The sequence below is a fragment of the Pseudoalteromonas sp. H71 genome (assembly GCF_001468485.1).
GTDB lineage: Bacteria > Pseudomonadota > Gammaproteobacteria > Enterobacterales > Alteromonadaceae > Pseudoalteromonas.
The window spans coordinates 24,942-41,339 of sequence record NZ_LODI01000003.1 but is presented as its reverse complement, the minus strand read 5'-3'; the positions used below and the strand labels follow the sequence as shown (position 1 = coordinate 41,339).

Below are 16,398 nucleotides of genomic sequence, written 5' to 3'. Positions count from 1 at the left end.
AATCGTTATGACAAGCAACATAATAACAGGCCAATTTACGGTGGCATTAGCCCCAATAGATGGCTATGCCAAAGGTCAAAACGGCATTAATTTAGGGCGTATGTCTATTGATAAAACATTTAAAGGCGCACTTAATGCTACTAGCCAAGGCGAAATGTTAAGCGCCATGACGCCAGTGCAAGGCAGTGCCGGTTATGTAGCAATTGAGCAAGTAATAGGCGAGCTTGAAGGCAAAAAAGGCAGCTTTGTATTACAGCATTTTGGCACAATGGATAAAGGCCAAGACAGCCTAATTTTAAATGTAATTCCCGACTCAGGCACTGATGAGCTAGAAGGATTAGCGGGTAGTATGAAAATACGCATTGAAAACGGTGTACATAACTACGATTTTCAATACACGTTATAAAATACACAGGGATTTAAATGCAAAAAGTAATCGAATTTAGAAAGACCCGCTTTATGGGTGGGGTAGACATAGCGGCGCTGAATGATCGCATACAGGAATTAAATCAAGATGGCTGGAAGGTAATTAGCGCAGTGCCAATAACCGGTTTTTATGGGCAAGTGCATGGTTATACATTATTTATTGAAATTGACGAGCTGTAAATGACTCTTTCTATGTGGTTAGGCCTAGTGGCTATTTGTATGATGGGCGCAATGTCGCCGGGTCCAAGCCTTGCGGTTGTATTAAAGCATTCGCTTAACGGCAGTATGAAAAACGGCATGCTAGCGGCGCTAAGTCACGGTATTGGAGTGGGATTATATGCGGGAGCCTCATTACTTGGTTTGGGTGCGTTAATGCTGCAGTTTCCTACTGTGTATCAGGTGTTAGTGTATTTAGGCGCTGCCTATTTAGCTTACCTAGGAATTAAAATTTTATTGTCTAAACCCAACAATGATGAACTTAAAATACAAAATAGCGAAGTAAGTAGCATTAAAGCATTACAAGATGGGTTTGCCATTGCCTTTTTAAATCCCAAACTTGCTATTTTCTTTTTAGCCTTGTTTTCACAGTTTATTGATCCAGAAAATCTTACCCTAAGCATTGCAATGGTGATGTGTTTAACTGTATTTGTGATTGATACCGGTTGGTACTTACTTGTTGCCGCCCTAACAGAGCTTTCTAAAAACCGTTTTGGGTTTACTAAACACAATCCATGGTTAGACAAAGTACTGGGTTTTGTATTTGTTGCCTTAGCCATTAGGGTGGTAGTGAGTATTTAAGCTATTGCTAACTAAATTGCTCAAAATAGCTACAGCCTAAGTGGGCTATACTGCATACGTATTCATCACAAAATATTCACCTTTTGGTTACAATTTGTTGGGTGTGTTTTTACTGCACTGACACACCACACAAAACAATAACCAAAAGGCACACACATGCAAAAGTTTAAATTAAATGCGCTCATGCTGGCATTATTTGCCGCCAATAGTGCTATTGCAGCTACTGAAGAGCCACCTGAAGACACGAGTAAACCCGCTCAAGTTCAAACCGATGTAGAAGTGATTGAAGTGCGCGGCTTTAGTCGCAGCTTAATTCAATCGCTTAACCAAAAGCGATTTAGCGATACCGTTTCGGAGCAAATTTCTGCTGATGACTTAGGCGCCTTGCCTGATATTTCAATGGCCGATGCATTGACTCGTTTACCGGGTATTTCAGCTGTGCGTACTGGTGGGCAGGCTGCACAAATTAATATACGCGGGCTTTCGGGCGGCTTTGTATTTTCAACACTGAACGGTCGTGAGCAGGTATCTACAAGTGGTAGCCGCAGTATTGAGTTTGACCAATACCCATCAGAATTAATTAGCTCTGCGGCGGTATATAAATCGCCAAAGGCATCGCTTATAGAAGGTGGTGTGGCCGGTACGGTAGAGCTTGAAACTGCCAGCCCGCTTAATAATGATCAAAAACATAAATTTGTAGCTAATGTGCGCGGTATGTATAACGACCGTGCATCTGAGGTATCGGATGCCACTGAATTTGGCGACCGTATTAGCTTTTCGTATCAAGGTAAATATTTAGACGATACATTAGGTGTGGCACTGGGGTTTGCGCGTTTATTTCAACCAAGTGTAGCAACACAGTTCATTGGCCTTGCATACAACGATAGAAAAGATGTTGATGGCGCACCAAACGACACAAATGGCCCCATAGATAGCCCAGAAAGTGAATACATTAGCGAAGGCTTTGAGTTACAGCATTTAGGCGGTGAAGAAACCCGAAATGGTTATTTAGCTGCCATAGAGTGGGCACCGGTAGATAATTTTAAATTAAAAGGTGATGCGTTTTTATCTCGCTTTGATAAAGAGTCATTTGCCCGTGGTTTTAGGGTTAAATTAGGCGGCCCCTCGGCAGCATACGCAAATGCACAACTTGATGGCAATGCTGTAATTGGTGCAGCGGTTAATCGTACTTCGCAAAGTTATACCCGTGTTGAAATAGTGAATGACGACAACCAAGATTTTGACGAAGTAGACAGCTTTGGCGTTAATGCCGACTGGCAAGTAACCGATAGACTAAATGTTAATGCCGATGTAGCGCTTTCTCGCGCAAAAAGTAATTTTAGAAATGGCTTACTGTGGAGCTTAGTAGCAGAAGATGCCAATGCAGAAACGCCAGTATTTGATAACAACGTTGCAATTAACTATCAGTTAAATGGCTTAAATTTACCTGACGTTGGGTTTAATCAGGCGGCCGCCTTTAGTGATATAGACCGAGTAATGGTCAGTAAATATGGTATTTACCCTGATCAAACCGAAGATGAAGTAACGGCATTTAGACTCGATTTTAAATACGAGCTAGAAAGCGACATATTTAGCTCAGTTGAGTTTGGTGCGCGCTATTCAGATAGAGAATACAGCCGAAAGCGTTCGGTATTTGAGTACGGTAACGACGGGGCATTTTCATCAACGCAGCCCCCTTTGCGTTTAACCGACGATATGGCATCAGTGGTTGATTGGCAGGGCGACTTTAGTTATTTTCCATCGTATTTAGCCATTGATTTAAATAAAGCGCTTAATGCGTGGTTTCCAGATGGCACGCCACAGCCCGTTCAAACCTGGGGCAACGCCGATGGCGTAGACGACGCGCAAGGTTACACAACGAACTACTCGTGGTCAGTGTTGCAAAGCGGCTCGGTATTTGAAGATGTGTTAGCCGCGTACGTTATGGTAAACATTAACACGCAAATTGCCGGACTTGACCTATCGGGTAATGTGGGTGTGCGCCGTATCGAAACCGATCAATCGGCAACCGTACTTGAAAACGTAGCAGGCGATGCGCGCTTAGGTGCGCAAAATATTGTTGATGAGAATGGCATTGTAAATGATTTATACGCGCCTAATGTATTAGGCACTAAATACACCGATTACCTGCCTTCGCTAAATTTAAACCTGCAACTTAACGACAACTCGCTAGTTCGTTTTGCTGCGGCTAAAGTCATGTCGCGTGCACCAATAAACCGCTTAGCGGGCGATGCCAGCGCAAACGTAAGTGACGATGGTGTTATTAACGGTTCAAGTAATAACAACCCATTTTTAAAACCCTTTTATGCTGACCAGTACGACTTATCTTACGAATATTATTTTGAAGAAGGTAACGGTACTATCGCTGCGGCGCTATTTTATAAAAATATAGACTCGTTTGTAGAAATCTTATCAATCGAAAACTTCGATTTTAAAGGAAATGGCTTTAACGTACCTGACTCAATAGAAGATCCAGTCAGTGGCGAGCAAGTTGCAACGACCAACGGTATTTATACCACGGCAGTTAATAATGGCGAGGGTGGCTACATTAGAGGGCTAGAGCTTGCTTATACGCAAGTGTTTACCTTTTTACCTGAACCATTTAATGGTTTGGGCGCTAACGCAAGCTACTCATACACAGAAAGTGAAATTGAATCGATCACCAGTTTAGGGGGCGATACTCTCGTTCAATCTTTACCTGGGTTGTCTAATAATGTGCTAAATGCCACGTTATTTTATGCCTTAGACGATTTCGAAACGCGCCTTAATGTGCGTTACCGCGATGAGTTTGTATCAGAACAAGTTGCCATTAACGAACAGGTGGTTAATTTTGATGCTGAAACCGTCATTGATTTTCAAACGTCTTATCGCTTTAGCGATTCACTCACCATGCTTTTGCAAGTTAATAACTTAACCGATGAACCAACCCAAAGTTACTTTGGGTCGCAGCAACGAACAGGGACTACTCAGTACTTTGGTCGTCAGTTTTATCTTGGTTTTACATACAGTCATTAATTAGCAAACGGAGCGTTTAAAAATGAAAATTATAACAATGTCTAAATATTTGCTAATAGCCTTAGGGTTAATGATATTAGCAGGATGTGGTGGGACAGATGAGGTTGAGTCAGGACAGCAGCTTTTAACCTGCAATGTGCCACAAGTACCAAATGAAGCAGGTTCGCAATGTGTGGACCCTGAGCCTATAACGTGTGCAGCGCCGACTGTACCAGATGAAAAAAACGAAAGCTGTGTTGTGGGCGCCGACCCAACATTGCCTGATCCTATTGTATTTGCAGGTGAAGGTGAGGCGGTTTTATTTTATAACCGTTTAGCTGACGATAACTACGAAGGTTACCGATTACATTCGTGGAATAATGATGTGTGTGATGCTTATGCACCTCCATTTGACACGAGCGATTGGGCTAACGGCCATGAATATGATGGCATTGACCCAAACTACGGTGCCTACTGGATAATTAACCTCAAAGAAGGTTATAACGAGTGTGCTAATTTTATTGTGCACATTGGTACCGAAGGATCGGGTAAAGCGTTTGGTGATGTTGATTTAACCATGCCGCTTATGCAGGACGATGAAAAGTTTCAGCGTATGAACTTTACCATCCATGGTGAGCCTTCGGTGTTTGAATACCCTATTCTAAGCTTGGGCGAACGTCCGGTAGCGATAGATGGTGCATCAGCACATTGGATTGATTTAAATACAGTATTGTATAAGCCAAGTAATGAGCTTACACAAATTATTAAGTTGCATTCTTCAGCAACCGCTGACTTGGTGGTTGATTTAGACACTGGACTAAATGGTGAAACTGTTGAGCTGACTGCAACCGAGTTAAGTGATGAGCAAGCTGTAAAAGTACCGCATTTAATGGATTGGACTGCTTATCAGGGAAATTGGGATGCAGATGCTGCAAAGCAGCTTATAAAGCAACAGCTTGTTGTTGCAGGCTACGATGCCGATGGCAAGCTACTAGAAGCGACCTTTGTACAATCAGCAAAAGCATTAGACGCACTTTACACTCAAGGTGAAAGCGACGCGAATGAAGCCATGCTAGGTGTGCATTATAATAACAATGCAATCGATGTATCGGTTTGGGCACCCACTGCAAATAATATGATGATCACGGTTTTCGATGCTGATAAAACGCAAGTTGATAGCAGTGCGATGACTTTTGATAGCAACACAGGTATTTGGTCTATCAGTTTAGATAGCAAATACGATCGTCATTATTTCCGTTTTGCATTTGATGTTTATCACCCAACCACTAAAGCAATTGAAAGCTTATGGAGTACCGACCCATACTCACTCAATGTATCGAGTAATGGGCTTTATTCGCAACTAATCAACTTAAGCGACGACGACACTAAACCCGAAGGCTGGGATGAGCGTATCGTGCCTACTATTACTAACCCAGAAGATGCGGTTATTTATGAAGGCCATGTACGTGACTTTAGTATTCGCGACCAGTCAGTAAGCGAAGCAAACCGCGGTAAATACCTTGCATTCACTGAGCTTGAAAGCGTGCCAATGCAGCACCTTAAGCAATTAGCAGATAAGGGCTTAACACACTTTCATTTACTCCCAGTAACTGATATTGGCACCATTGAAGAAGATGCCTCACAGCGTGTGGAAATTACAGACACCTTAGGTAAATTATGTGAGCGTATTAACGATGAAGCGGATGCGTGTAAAATCGAAGATAAAAGCAGCACCATTGTCGATATTATGCAAAGTTACCTACCTGGCTCAGATGATGCACAAGCACTAGCCAGTGCGATGCGTGATTTAGACGGCTTTAACTGGGGTTATGACCCTCATCACTTTATTGCGCCTGAGGGCTCGTATGCATCAAGCAGCGATGGCATTGCTCGCGTAGTTGAGACTCGCGCTATGGTGCAATCACTGCAAGAAGTAGGACTTCGTGTTGTACTTGATGTGGTTTATAACCATACAACGTCGTCGGGTATCTGGGAAAAATCAGTGTTTGATAAGTTGGTACCGGGTTATTACCACCGTTATAACGAAGTAAGCGGTGAAATAGAGCGCTCAACCTGTTGTGAAAACACAGCAACTGAACATGTGATGATGGATAAGTTTGTTGCAGATTCAATGGTTATTCTTGCTCGTGACTTTGGTTATGACAGCTTTCGTTTTGATGTAATGGGCCATATGCCTAAATCATCAATATTAGCTGCGCGTGAAGCAGTGCAAGCAGTCGACCCTGATAACTATTTTTACGGTGAAGGCTGGGATTTTGGTGAAGTAGCTAACAATCGTTTATTCACACAAGCTAAACAGGCTGATATGGCAGGCTCAGAAGTCGGTACATTTAACGACCGTATTCGTGAAGCTGTGCGTGGTGGTGCAATGTTTAGTAATAACCCGACAGATGGCAACCTAGCCGAACAAGATACGTTACGGTTATCGCTGACGGGCAACTTACAAAATTACATTCTTAAAGACTTTAAAGGTAATTCATCTAAAGGAAATAGCTTTACTTGGAATACGCAACCAACAGCGTATGCATTAGACCCAGCAGATAGCATTAACTACGTGTCTAAGCATGATAACGAAACACTGTGGGATCAGTTGCAATACAAACATGCATCAAGCATGAGTATTGAGCAACGTGTGCGCGCGCACAACATGGCATTGTCTATTCCACTTATTAGCCAAGGCATTCCATTTATGCAATTGGGCGCTGATTTACTGCGTTCTAAGTCAATGGATCGTGATAGCTATAATGCCGGTGATTGGTTTAATGCTGTTGATTTAACCAAGGAAAATAATAACTGGAACATTGGTTTACCAAACGCAGAGAAGAACCAAGAAAAATGGTCTGAAATTATGCCTATCTCTGCTAATCCAGATGCACAGGCAATGCCGCAAGACATAGCCTATGCAGGTGATGTATTTAACGAGTTTTTACAAATACGTAGCAGCAGCCCACTATTTAGATTAACCACGGAGCAAGATGTTATTGAGCGAGTGGGTTTTCATAATGTGGGTAAAAACCAGCAACATGGCTTAATTGTAATGAGCATTGATGATGGCGAAGGGCTAACAGACTTAGACCCAGCACTTGATGCGCTTGTTGTCGTGATTAACGCAACCGAGCAAACTCTTAGCCATACTATTGCTACCGCAGCGGGCTTTGAATTACACGATGTATTAAAAAACAGTGTTGATACAAGCATGATCAGTGCTAATTTTGCTGCTGGCGAAAACGAAGGCACATTTACTGTACCGCCTTACACGTTAGCTGTTTTTACTAAAAACCAAGGTAAGAGCCAAGGTACTGGTTTAAGTGCAAATGCAACCGTAGGTGCACCTGATGTTGTACCTTATGGCAGCACCGCAGTGTTTGTTCGTGGTACGTTAAACGACTGGGGCACACGCGATGCATTCGACTATATTGGCGAAGGTGAATACCGTATAGCAATTGCGCTAAGCGCTGGCGACTACGAATTTAAAATTGCCTCTGAAGATTGGTCAACGGTTGATTTTGGCGCGCTTTCTGATGCCGATAAAGACGTTGTTGAAAATCAAAGCGAGCCATTAACGCGCTCAGGTGCAAACATGACCTTTAGTGCTGCTATTGATGCAACTTATGTATTTTCGCTTGATGCTTCAAACCCAGAAAATCCAACGCTTACTTTATATAATGAAGAGCCATTTGTAGGCACTGCCATCTATGTGCGTGGGACGCTTAATGGGTGGGGAATAACCGATGAGCTGAGCTATCAAGGTAAAGGTATTTATACTTTTACTAAAACACTGAGTGCTGCAAGCTATGAATTTAAAATAGCGTCTGAAGATTGGAGCACGGTTGATTATGGCTCTGGCGAGAGTGATGCAATTGTAATGATAGGCACTGCAGAGCAGTTATCGGTTGCAGGCGCAAATATGACCATGGATATTGCAGAAGAAGGTGAATACCAGTTTATATTTGACGCCAGTGATTTAAATAACGTATCACTGAAAGTACTTAACGCTGAAATGTTTGCACAAACACCGGTGTTTATTCGCGGCAGTTTAAATGGGTGGGGTACAGACAACCCACTGATGTACGAAGGTAATGCGGTTTACTCTACATCCATAGAGTTAGAAGCGGGCGACTATGAGTTTAAAGTAGCGTCTGAAGATTGGAGCACCGTTGATTATGGCGGTACAGGTGAAGCACCTTTAGCCACTGTTGGTCAGCTTACTTCACTCGAAGCCATAGGCGCTAATATAGCACTCAATATTACCGAACAAGGTAATTACACCTTTAAGGTAATAGGTCCAGATAGAGAAAATGTGAGCATACTTATAGATAAACAGTAGCAGTTATATTTTCCCAGACCTAAGCCGAGCATACCTTTGTATGCTCGGCTTTTTTAATGCCTTATTAAATGCATATTAAAAACGGGTGTTAACCCATGGTATTCGCGTTCCAATGTGAAAATAAACTTTATGTAAAGTGAAGCCAGTTCAGAGCATAGGTTGAAGATATTTTTTGTTTAAAAGGAGGTTATAAAAGGAAGTGTGACAATTTATTTCAATGCAAGAAGTTAAATTGCATTAAAGTTACTGTTCACGTAACTTAAGTATCTAAAGGCGTAAAGCGACCTAGTTCAGGGTATACGCTCTCATGAAATTAAGGATAAATTTATGAATAACCTCGTTTTAAAAAGCGCATCTTTCGACCCCAAAGTTCAGCAATACTGGATGCTAATGGCCACTTTTTTTAGTGTGTTAGCACTGGTGGCCATTCCGTTATTACCCATTGTTTTAGCGATTGTGTGGCTGGTGGGAGGGCGAATATTGGCGGCTATGTCGGCACAATTACTCACGCAAAAGCTCGTTGTAAAACGCGGGATATTTTTTAAAGAAGAAAAATCAATACCGCTAGAAAAAATAACCGATGTAGGCCTAAGTCAAGGCCCAATAATGCGCATGTTTGGTCTGTATCGGTTAAGTTTTGAAACAGCAGGGCAGTCTGGCCACGGTGCATTAGTGTCATTACTTGGTGTTGAAAATGCCAGTGAATTCAGAGAAGCCATACTTGAGCAAAAAGATAACTTAACTGCAAACACACCAGTAAAATCATCAAATGAAGAAACCCCGCAAAGCCAACTAGAGTTAATACGTGCACTTACCTATAGCGTAAAAAACATAGAGAATATGCTTGTTACGCTACTTGATGAAAAAAAATAGCTTTTGCTACACAAAAAAGCACTTACTAAGGAACTTAAAAAAGTATGCTGAGATATGGACTGTTTTTATGTTTATTGATTAATACGGTTACGATTAAGGCCAGTGGCATGCCACCTTATTTTAATGAGGATATAGACGCAGAATATAGAGCATTGCTAAAGCATGCTGGAGATATATTACCTAACAGTGATTTACCTCTCGCGTATCTGCCGTTATTTTATCCTTTTAGTTTTCTTGATATTCATCCGACTAAGTTTAAAAGTGATAAAGATAAACAAGCGTTTGCAAACTTTAATTTAGGTGTTTTGGGTCGTAATTTTTTAAATATAAATAAGGCACAACTCTCCAAATTACCTGCTGTTACGATATGTAAAAAACAAGCATGCAAAGAAGAACGGTTAGGCTTAATTGACGACTTTTTAAAAGTAACGATGAATGAGCTACTTAAATTCAATCAGTCAAAAGATTTAAATCTTATTCAGCAAACAGACATGTTTGTTTATCGAATAAATAATACATTTTTCACGCCAGCTCAACTTGTTACTTATTATCCATCTAAGTATGCGGGATTTGTTCCCTCAGCTAATTATAAAGTTTTTGAGTTAGGTGAAAATGAAGAGTTAATGACGTTATCAGCAGAAACTAAGCAAGTTAGGGAGTTAATGAATGCTTATAATGTTGCTGCTATCACTAAAAATGATGACAAAAGCATGAGCATAATTTTTGGAGGAGTGAGTGATAACCATTGGGGTGTTGTTGTTAATTACAGTTCAAGAATGCCAACTCAAGGTGAGTATAACCACATGGGCTTAGAATATGACATTATTGAAAAAATATCAGAAACGCACTTTTATTTTCAAACAAATTAAGTCCAACCTGAATAAGTCAGCTCGACAATTTTTTATCGTCGAGTCTACTAACTAAGGCTCTAATTATTTGGGTGTATAATAATTAAAAAGCGTCACACACCTGTGCTGCGTTACAAGTAATAACGGTGACGTTTTCGTATCCTATACGTGTGATTGCTTCAGCACTTAATGTTGCACGCGCGCCACTAGCGCAATGTAAGTAAATAGGACGGGAAGCGTCTTTTTCTATTTCCATTAACTTCATTTCTAGTAATCCGCGCGGAATATTAATTGCGCCTACAGCAGGATTGGTGGCATGTTCTGCGGGTTCGCGCACATCAATAAGTAAGCCCTTGTTTTCGCTAATCTCTTGTTTTGCTTGCTCAGCGTCGATACGTCGTTGGTTAGGTGTAATAACTTTTAGTAAATCGGGGATAGAAGTAAGCATTATATTTATTCCTTAACGCCAAATTTGCGTAGTAGTGTAATCATAGGGCACCAGCTAGTGAAAGCCGATTGCATTAAGTTTAGGGCAATAAACACAGTAAAATATACCCACCTAGGATCGTGATAGGTTTGTAATAAAATTGAGATCACAATCATTATGCCTGCGATCAGACGAAGCGCATTATTGAGTTTCATTATAGTCGGTCACTTATCCAGTTAAATACATAATTACTATAATCGTATTTCATATATTAGTAAATCCTAATATTAGACTTTTCTAATGTAACAATTTATACTGCTATCACATTAGATTATTAGAGCTTTATATGAATATTGATTTTACTGCTATGGCGGGGAATGTTGATCAAGCAGAGCAGCTATTAAAAATTTTAGCTAATAAAAATCGTTTAATGATTTTATGTTCATTGCAAGATACCGAAATGAGTGTAACGCAGCTTAATGAAGCGGTACCGTTAGCGCAGTCGGCACTTTCTCAGCATTTGGCTGCCCTTAGAAAAACGAATATTGTTGCTACTCGCCGTGAAGGACAAACTATTTATTACCGTGTGATTGATCAAAATGCTATTCATCTTTTGGGCACATTGTATGGTTTGTTTTGTAAGGGGTAGTGGCCATGAATATGATTGATAATGCAGTAAAAAGCAGTTTAACGGGTCGTATTCCAGTTATTATTTTTGTGTTATCAATTTTGTTAGGTCTGTTTGCTTTAAAACAAACACCTCGCGAGGAAGAACCGCAAATAGTGGTGCCTATGCTCGATATATATGTATCGGCTCCTAACGTTGAAGCGCCTGAAGTGACACGGTTGGTGACTCAACCACTTGAAAAGTTACTTGCCCAGCTTGGCGGTGTTGAACATATTTACTCAACCACACAAACTGGCGCTAGCGTGGTGACACTTAGGTTTGAGGTGGGCCATGATCGTGAACAAGCTATTTTAGATACCTACGCCAAGCTTAATAGTTACCAGCATACAATGCCTTCTGTTATTGAACACTGGCAAATTCGGCCCATTGAAGTTGATGATGTTCCCATTGTTATGCTTGGGCTATACAGCAAAGATCCGCAGCTGTATGGCGATTACGAATTAACGCGATTTGCAAACGAAATTGCTAATGGTTTACAACGTATTGAAAACACTAGCGAGGTAAAAGTGATTGCTGGGCGTAAACGCACGCTCACCGTCAATTTAAATGCCAGCGCGTTGGCTGCTCACCAAACGACTATAAACGATGTACTTTATGCATTAAATATATCTAATCAGCTCACACAGGTGGGCAGTGTTATAAATGGCCAGCAAAAAATAGCCCTGCAAGCAGGTGACGTTTTACGTAATAAGTCTGCAGTAGAGCAGCTTGTAGTTAATGTAGTAAATGGTAAAAGTGTTTACTTACTTGATATTGCAAACGTGATTGACGGCCCTGGCGAGATTGAACATTACCAATGGCTTGCACAATCTTCTAATGAGCAACACTCACCTATGGTCACATTAAGTGTGGCTAAGCAAACAGGCACGAATGCTGTGGCGGTTGCAAACGATGTTCATCAAATGATGGCTGAGTTATCACGCACGCTTTTACCGCCCGAGGTGAGTTATTCGGTATTAAGAGATTACGGGCAGACCGCCAATGAAAAAGTAAATAATTTAACATCAAGCTTGGTGTTTGCTGTATTTACGGTAGTGATTTTTGTTGGGGTGTTTTTGGGGTGGCGACCCGCCATTGTTGTTGGGTTAGCTGTGCCTATTTGCTATGGCATTACACTGTCACTGGATTTTGCGTTTGGTTATACCATTAACCGAGTAACGTTATTTGCACTTATTTTATCGTTAGGGTTATTGGTCGATGACCCAATTACAGGCATTGATAATATAAGCCGTTTTTTAGATAAAAAAGGCAATAAAAAACAGCAAATAGTTGGCGCAATGAGCGAAATTCGCGGTGCGTTACTTATGTCTACTTTAACTATTATGATGGCATTTATTCCGCTGGCATTTATTACCGGCATGATGGGGCCATACATGGCACCGATGGCATTTAATGTTCCAATCAGCGTGATGGTGTCTACCATTGTGGCGTTTTTTGTAACGCCTTGGCTTGCGATGAAGTTACTCAAGCCCAATACAGATACCCACACAGAAGTTGAGCCAAAAATAAGTATTTATCAAACGTTATTAAGCCCATTGCTTGTCTCAAGGCAGCGCGCAAAATGGGTATTATGGGGCACATTAATTTTATTTATTATTAGCGCCATGCTACCTGTTATGCGTTTGGTGCCTTTAAAGCTATTACCATTTGATAATAAAAACGAGCTACAAGTATTAATAGATATGCCAGAGGGAACACATTTAGAACGAACGGCTGCCTTTACTCAACAGGTGCAAACACTCACATGGCAATTAAACGAAGTAAGTGAAATAGCGGCGTACGTTGGTAAGCCTTCAAGTATGGATTTTAATGCGATGGTACGTGGCTATTATCGGCGTGAAGCTGCACATTTAGCAGAGCTAAGAGTGTTATTGATTGATAAGTCTGAACGCGAGCATCAATCACATGCTGTGGTTATGCGCTTACGCAAACAGCTCGCACCTTTAGCAAAACAAGGCATAGTAATAAAAGTTGTTGAGGTGCCTCCTGGGCCGCCGGTATTAAGTACTTTAGTTGCTGAGGTTTACCGAGATGATTTTGTTGATCAGCAAACTCATTACCAAGCAGCTAAACAATTAGCTGAACGTTTAAAGCAAGAGCCACACGTAGTTGAAGTGGATACCTCTTTGGTTGCACCTTCACTTTTGCAGCGTTTTGTAACCGATAAGAGCAAAGCAGCACTCAGTGCCATTTCCACTCAAAATATTGCTCAATCGTTAAGTGTTGCCACACTAGGTGAAACCGTGGGGGTGCTTTACGTAAGTAACGAAACAGAGCCTGTTGATATTAAATTACAGTTACCATACAGCGAGCGTAATCAAATTTCGCAATTACTTGCACTGCAAGTCAGGGGGGATAAAGATTTAGCTAAAACCAGCAATGAATTTGGCTTACAAAGTGCACCAAGGCCATTAGTGTCGCTTTCAGAATTAGGTAAATTTACGCAACATCAGGTTGCTGACATTCGGGTTCGTAAAGATCAACGCGATGTAATTTATGTTATGGCTGAGCTAAATGGGCGAACGCCCGCAGAAGTTATTGCAGACGTAAATGCTGACTTTAACGCCGAGCCTAACTATTTTGAAAAAACACCGTGGATAAACCGCCACTTTTTTAATAATGGCGGTACTGTGCCATGGCAGTTACCTAAAGGCACTTATGCTAACTTTAGTGGCGAGGGAGAGTGGCGCATTACCATAGATGTGTTCAGGGATATGGGAATTGCATTTGCCTTCGCACTTAGTGCCATATTTATTATTTTACGTGTACAAACACAATCTGCGAGCTTGTCGTTAATTATTATGTCGGCTATTCCGCTCACTGTTATAGGTATTATGCCAGGCTTTTGGTTTTTAAATCAGTTTGGAGAGCGTGTTATAGCCGGCGCTCCTGAGCCGGTACTATTTACCGCTACAGCGATGATTGGGATGATTGCCCTTGCTGGTATTGTGGTTCGTAATTCGCTTATTTTAGTTGAATTTATTAATCAAGCACGAGGCCAAGGCATGGCTATAAAAGATGCGCTGGTTGCTGCAGGAACAGTGCGTATGCGTCCTGTATTATTAACCGCAGGCACGACCTTATTGGGTAACTTAGTAATCACACTAGACCCGGTATTTAGCGGGCTCGCGATTGCGATAATTTTTGGTATTGTGGCGTCTACTGTATTTTCGTTATTTGTAGTGCCACTTGTTTATTATTTAGTGTTTGCAAGTTCAGAGGGTGAAGCGCATGCAGGGTAAATCAAAACTAATCGGCGCTTTAATCGCTTTATTGGTAATTATTATGGCTGTGCTTTACATGGCAGGCAGCTTTTCTGATCAACAAACTGCTGGTTTAAAAGAATCACAACACAGTAATTATCAGGGCGAGCGCGTCACCATTGCGCTGCAAAGCATTAACGGTAGTGAGCAAGTGCCGGGTAGTGTAATAGCAAAACAAAATACGCAAATTTCATCAAATGTGATGGCGCAGGTTGAGCAGTTAAAAGTACGAGCGGGCGATAAAGTCACTAAGGGCGATTTACTTATTACCCTCAAGCAAGATGATTTTAAAGCGGCGTTGGCACAAAGCGACGCTAATATTAACGCCGTGCAAGCATCGTTGACGCAAGCTCAAAAGCAATTAGCCAGACTGACTAACTTAAATGCTAAAGGGTTAGTATCTGTTAGCGAAGTAGATGACGCTAAAGCTAAATTTGATAACCTCACGGCTAATTTAGCCGCCGCTAAGCAGCAACAAGCACAAGCCAAAGTGGCATTAAATTATACTCAAATAACGGCACCCATTTCGGGTGTGGTGGTTGAGCGCTTAACAGAGCCTGGCGATACCGCAACACCGGGTAAGCCACTCATTACTGTATATAACCCATTGCAATTACAGGTTGAATTTAATGTACGTGAACAACAAGCAGTAAAATTAAAACTAGGGGATAACTTAAACGTAGTACTGCCATCGCTCAATTTAACTATTTCGGCTACAGTGAGTGAAATAGTCCCTGTTGCGGACAATAGCGCGCGCAGCTTACTTATTCGTTTAGACACGAATACACAATTAGGCTTGATCCCTGGGCTTTACGCACAGCTACAATTGCCCACAAAAAACGCTCAAGGTATTTTAATTGAGCCAAGCTGGGTGCATGAGTTTGGTCAATTAAGCATGGTGTATGTATTGGAAAACGAAACGCTAGTTAAACGTTTCGTCCGTTTAGGCGCCAGAGTAAATAATAAGCAGCATGTGGTTGCTGGCCTGAAAGAAGGGGATGTACTGGCTATAGATTATGCCCCCTTGCAAAGTATTAAATAAAACTGGCTATTTCATCAATCGTTTTTTTATCTAGGGCATGCATTGGTACTGTTGCATGTTCATCGGGGTAGCCTGTAATTAATAGCATGTAAGGGCGTTCGTTGTCTTTATCTCGGTCACAAATGTCCGTTAAAAAGCTCATCGGTTTTGGGGTGTGGGTCAGTGTCGCAAGGCCTGCACGGTGCAGAGCTTGTATTAAAAACCCCGTTGCTAGCCCAACAGACTCATGCACATAATAATTTGTATTTTTATCATCGGTACTCACACCGCCCTTTTTTTGACTAAATACAGCAATAAGCCAAGGTGCATGCTCTAAGTAGGGTTTGTTAGCATCGGTGCCTAAAGGCTTTAATGCATCTAACCATTCATCGCCTGCTCGCCCTTCGTAAAAAGATCGCTCTAGCTTTTCAGCCGCGTCGCGTATTTGCTTTTTAACATCTGCACTATTAATAGCCACAAAATGCCAAGGCTGGTGGTTTGCGCCACTGGGTGCTGTACCTGCTGCTTTTATGCAGGTTTCGATAATCTCTTTTGGCACTGGGCGGTTGCTAAAGCTGCGAATACTATGACGACGTTGGCTTGTTTGTAAGAATTCATTTGCACGGGCCAACATTTCATCCTGTGGATATTCTATGAAATCGGTCAATGGCTGGTTTTTATGTTCTTGCAT

At 41.5% G+C, this 16,398-nt stretch carries 13 protein-coding genes; 10 read left to right on the top strand and 3 right to left on the bottom strand.

The annotated features are described in order from the left end of the window. The first annotated feature begins 7 nt into the window (after positions 1 to 7). The 7 genes from ATS71_RS03675 to ATS71_RS03645 all read left to right on the top strand — a co-directional run bounded on the left by ATS71_RS03675 (position 8) and on the right by ATS71_RS03645 (position 10,329). A complete protein-coding gene (locus ATS71_RS03675) occupies positions 8 to 406 on the top strand; it encodes a DUF3224 domain-containing protein (protein ID WP_058403593.1) in 399 nt (132 codons plus the stop codon). A gap of 17 nt (positions 407 to 423) precedes the next feature. After that, complete coding sequence (locus ATS71_RS03670; protein WP_058403592.1) at positions 424 to 606, top strand: hypothetical protein; 183 nt, start codon at positions 424 to 426, stop codon at positions 604 to 606. Next, complete coding sequence (locus ATS71_RS03665) at positions 607 to 1,224, top strand: LysE family translocator (RefSeq protein WP_058403591.1); 618 nt, start codon at positions 607 to 609, stop codon at positions 1,222 to 1,224. Positions 1,225 to 1,380: 156 nt separating this feature from the next. After that, positions 1,381 to 4,260: a TonB-dependent receptor gene (locus ATS71_RS03660; RefSeq protein ID WP_058403590.1), complete on the top strand. Its 2,880-nt coding sequence runs from the start codon at positions 1,381 to 1,383 to the stop codon at positions 4,258 to 4,260. A 22-nt stretch (positions 4,261 to 4,282) separates the two neighbouring features. Next, on the top strand, positions 4,283 to 8,587 hold the full coding sequence (locus tag ATS71_RS03655) for an alpha-1,6-glucosidase domain-containing protein (RefSeq protein ID WP_058403589.1): 4,305 nt from the start codon (positions 4,283 to 4,285) through the stop codon (positions 8,585 to 8,587). Positions 8,588 to 8,914: 327 nt separating this feature from the next. Further along, positions 8,915 to 9,460: a PH domain-containing protein gene (locus ATS71_RS03650; RefSeq protein WP_058403588.1), complete on the top strand. Its 546-nt coding sequence runs from the start codon at positions 8,915 to 8,917 to the stop codon at positions 9,458 to 9,460. 107 nt (positions 9,461 to 9,567) lie between these two features. Beyond that, positions 9,568 to 10,329 carry a hypothetical protein gene (locus ATS71_RS03645; RefSeq protein WP_058403587.1) on the top strand — a complete coding sequence of 254 codons (762 nt, stop codon included), beginning with the start codon at positions 9,568 to 9,570 and terminating at the stop codon, positions 10,327 to 10,329. 82 nt (positions 10,330 to 10,411) lie between these two features. Here ATS71_RS03645 and ATS71_RS03640 read toward each other — a convergent pair whose 3' ends face one another. Both ATS71_RS03640 and ATS71_RS18370 read right to left on the bottom strand, forming a co-directional pair. Then, positions 10,412 to 10,756 (bottom strand): rhodanese-like domain-containing protein, encoded by a 345-nt coding sequence (locus ATS71_RS03640; protein WP_058403586.1) that lies wholly within the window; start codon positions 10,754 to 10,756, stop codon positions 10,412 to 10,414. 5 nt (positions 10,757 to 10,761) lie between these two features. Next, positions 10,762 to 10,950 (bottom strand): YgaP family membrane protein, encoded by a 189-nt coding sequence (locus tag ATS71_RS18370; protein WP_006794224.1) that lies wholly within the window; start codon positions 10,948 to 10,950, stop codon positions 10,762 to 10,764. A 131-nt stretch (positions 10,951 to 11,081) separates the two neighbouring features. On the opposite strand from ATS71_RS18370, the gene ATS71_RS03635 reads away from it, so the two are divergent. From ATS71_RS03635 to ATS71_RS03625, 3 genes are read left to right on the top strand one after another with little or no spacing between them, the layout of a single operon-like run. Beyond that, on the top strand, positions 11,082 to 11,384 hold the full coding sequence (locus tag ATS71_RS03635; protein WP_058403585.1) for an ArsR/SmtB family transcription factor: 303 nt from the start codon (positions 11,082 to 11,084) through the stop codon (positions 11,382 to 11,384). A gap of 5 nt (positions 11,385 to 11,389) precedes the next feature. Next, positions 11,390 to 14,665, top strand: a complete 3,276-nt coding sequence (locus tag ATS71_RS03630; RefSeq protein WP_058403584.1) for an efflux RND transporter permease subunit — start codon at positions 11,390 to 11,392, stop codon at positions 14,663 to 14,665. Next, the gene (locus ATS71_RS03625; protein WP_058403583.1) at positions 14,655 to 15,728 is read left to right on the top strand and encodes an efflux RND transporter periplasmic adaptor subunit; all 1,074 of its coding nucleotides are present in this window, start codon (positions 14,655 to 14,657) and stop codon (positions 15,726 to 15,728) included. Before ATS71_RS03630 ends, ATS71_RS03625 begins: the two co-directional genes overlap by 11 nt. Here the strand turns inward: ATS71_RS03625 and ATS71_RS03620 are convergent. Next, on the bottom strand, positions 15,721 to 16,398 hold the full coding sequence (locus ATS71_RS03620; protein WP_058403582.1) for a nitroreductase family protein: 678 nt from the start codon (positions 16,396 to 16,398) through the stop codon (positions 15,721 to 15,723). The two genes, ATS71_RS03625 and ATS71_RS03620, sit on opposite strands and share 8 nt — an antisense overlap.